This window comes from Rhodoblastus sphagnicola (assembly GCF_002937075.1).
Classification (GTDB): Bacteria; Pseudomonadota; Alphaproteobacteria; order Rhizobiales; family Beijerinckiaceae; genus Rhodoblastus; species Rhodoblastus sphagnicola.
In genome coordinates this window covers 1-2,581 of record NZ_NHSJ01000001.1, presented here as the reverse complement: position 1 = coordinate 2,581, position 2,581 = coordinate 1, and the positions used below count along the sequence as shown (strand labels likewise).

The 2,581-nt window shown below is 58.2% G+C and carries 2 protein-coding genes and 2 pseudogenes; 3 read left to right on the top strand and 1 reads right to left on the bottom strand.

The genetic code is table 11. The annotated features are described in order from the left end of the window. Both CCR94_RS00020 and CCR94_RS00015 read left to right on the top strand, forming a co-directional pair. Positions 1–661, top strand: a pseudogene (locus tag CCR94_RS00020) (ISKra4 family transposase); the annotation flags it as partial. Positions 662–791: 130 nt separating this feature from the next. Then, a pseudogene (locus CCR94_RS00015) lies at positions 792–1,052 on the top strand (integrase core domain-containing protein); the annotation flags it as partial. 165 nt (positions 1,053–1,217) lie between these two features. On the opposite strand, the gene CCR94_RS00010 reads toward CCR94_RS00015, so the two are convergent. Next, positions 1,218–1,832, bottom strand: coding sequence for a nitroreductase family protein (locus tag CCR94_RS00010; RefSeq protein WP_206605732.1), 615 nt, complete (start codon positions 1,830–1,832; stop codon positions 1,218–1,220). A 335-nt stretch (positions 1,833–2,167) separates the two neighbouring features. Here CCR94_RS00010 and CCR94_RS00005 point away from each other — a divergent pair. Then, a partial coding sequence (locus CCR94_RS00005) for a DUF6152 family protein (protein WP_104505854.1) occupies positions 2,168–2,581 on the top strand: 414 nt, incomplete at its 3' end.

Genomic DNA, 2,581 nt, shown 5'->3' with positions numbered 1-2,581 from the left:
TCGACAAAAAGCCAAAGCGCCATCTTGTCGAGATGCTGGAAAGCCAAGGAATGCAGGCCAACCAGGACATCACTTTCCTGACGGATGGCGGTGAGGAAGTTCGGGCGCTCACCGAAAGGATCAGCCCGTGCAGCGAGCATGTTCTCGACTAACCATGCGCATTACCGTGCTCGGCCAGCTTGCGAAAGGCGTCGCGCAACATGACGAGGAAGCCGGGGCCAAGCTGACAAAGGAGTTGGGACGAATAAAATGGAAATTATGGCATGGAAACGCGATTGCGGCTCAAGAGGTCATTGAAGACTTCGAAGACGAACTATCCGAACTTGACGTCGATGACCCGAATCTGCGCAAATTTGCCGCCGCCGCTCGCGAGTTCGCCGTCTATATCGCCTCGAACACGGCCAGCCTCATCCATTACGGCGAACGGTATCGGCCCGGCGAGCGTATTTCCTCGGCTTTTGTGGAGGCGACAGTCAACGCCGTGGTGAGCAAGCGGTTCGCCAAAAAGCAGCAAATGCAATGGACTCGTCGCGGCGCGCATCTTCTCTTGCAGACCCGCACTCGGACGCTCGACGGAACGCTGCGGTCGACCTTTGAACGGTGGTTTCCAGGACTGGCCAACGAAAACGGAAGCTGCGCGATTCACGCCAAGGCAGCATGAGCGCCCCACACTTTCTCATGCTCTCCTTGGTCGTTGACCGGCCAATGAACGGGGTGATCTTCCAGTCCTGGCTTGCGCAGCACCGCGCGCCAACTCTGAGGGAAGGCGACATCGTCATCATGGACAACTTGGGCGCGGGCGGTGGATGGACAATGTCTTCATCGAGCGGCTATGGCGCTCGATGAAATATGAATGCGTCTATCTCCACGCCTTCGAGACCGGGCAGGAACTTCACGCCGGGCTTTTGCGCTATGTCCGCCACTACAATTTTTCGCGTCCGCACTCATCGCTGGCTGGACGCACGCCCGACGAGGCGTATCATCAAATCACGCCGCCGCTGTCTCCAAGGCTCGCGCCCGAGACGGCGGCGGATGTCAAACTGGCGGCATAACCAATCGCGGGAATAGCTTATTTCGCCGCAGACCTGTCCAGCCAACCGGGACCACCTAACCTCGCTGAACAGTTGAAGCTGAGTCGCTTAAGGTTGTGCCTTCAGTCGCCCGGCCGCTCGCGCTCGCCGCGTAGTTGGCGGCGAGGCGACAGCCGCTGAATATCTCTAGCGAATCGCGAGTTGAACCTGCACAGGCAGCCGGGGCTTTCGCGGCCTGTTTCCAGCCGCCGCGCGGCCGACGACGACAAGAATCGCTGGAACTTCGTTGGGTTCCAAACCCGCCAATTGCTCCACGCCCTTTGGGTCGAACCCGATCATCGGACCCGATGCATAGCCCTTCGCCTGGCTTGCCAGCATCAAGGTCATCGCCGCCAAAGAACATGAGCGAATGGCTTCATCCCGCTGTCGCTGGTCATTGCCCTCATAGGAGGCGTTCGCGCCCGCCAGGAGTTTCGCCAGGTCTTCGGCCTTGAGCGCTCCGGCGGAGACCGCCGGCTGCATCATGGTCGGGAGCTTTTTGTACCCTTCCTTGTTGCCGACAAACAGGAAAGCTGCGGCTGCGTCCGCTACTTTGTCCTGACCGAAGGCGAGCTTTTTCAGCTTCTCCTTTTCCTCCGCCGACGCGAAAACAATGACTCGCCAGTTCTGCATGTTGAAGGAAGACGGCGCTTCTTGCGCGTATTTGACGAGTTCAACGATTTCCTCGTTCGTCAGCTTGTGGGACGGATCGAAGAAATTGGCCGATATACGATTTTTGATGTTTTCTAGCGCGTCGATCATCTCTCGAACCTGTGTTGGAATCGGTGGCTCGACTATGTGCTGAAATAGCCGGGCGAATAAGCCGCCTCATTTCGCAGGACACAGCGCGGCAAATGTCGGAACGTAGGCAGAGGTTGGCGCGATAGACACTGGTAAAACAATAGTTTGTGCTTTTCAGACGATTCGTGAGCGTCGCCGCCTTGAACGGTCATGAAATGCGAACCTTTGCGCCGCAGCCGCTTCTGACTCAGGCCATCCAACCTAATTGTGACAGCTAGCTTTCACGTTTTTTCGGCGGCAGAAATGCGCCTGTGGAGCGGCGGCATGCCGAAAATAATCGAAAGGCAACAAAGGCAATGGATGCGCATCGTTCAACCCGTATATCGGTCGTATTAGCAGTATTACTGCTTGCTTCGGCAGCGGCGCCTGCGGCGGCGCATCATTCTGCGGCCGCATTCGACATGACGAAGTCTGTCACCTTGCATGGCAAAGTCGAGAAATGGCTGTGGGCCAACCCGCATTCGTGGCTTTACATCAAGGTCGTCAAGCCGGACGGCTCAGAGGAGATTTGGGGCTGCGAGGCCGGCAGCACGGGCATGTTGGCCCGCAGCGGCTGGGGCGCCGCCGATATGAAGCCGGGCGACGAGGTCACCGTCACGCTTGCGCCCGAACGCGATGGTCAGCACATCGGATTGTTGAACGGGGTTCAGCTGTCGAGCGGCAAAATTTTGAGCGCCGGCCCTGGCGCGCTTCCTGTTCCCGACCTTGGT

Coding starts and splice junctions, on each gene's coding strand:
- CCR94_RS00010 (WP_206605732.1), bottom strand. CDS start 1,832: ATGATCGACGCGCTAGAAAACATCAAAAATCGTATATCGGCCAATTTC.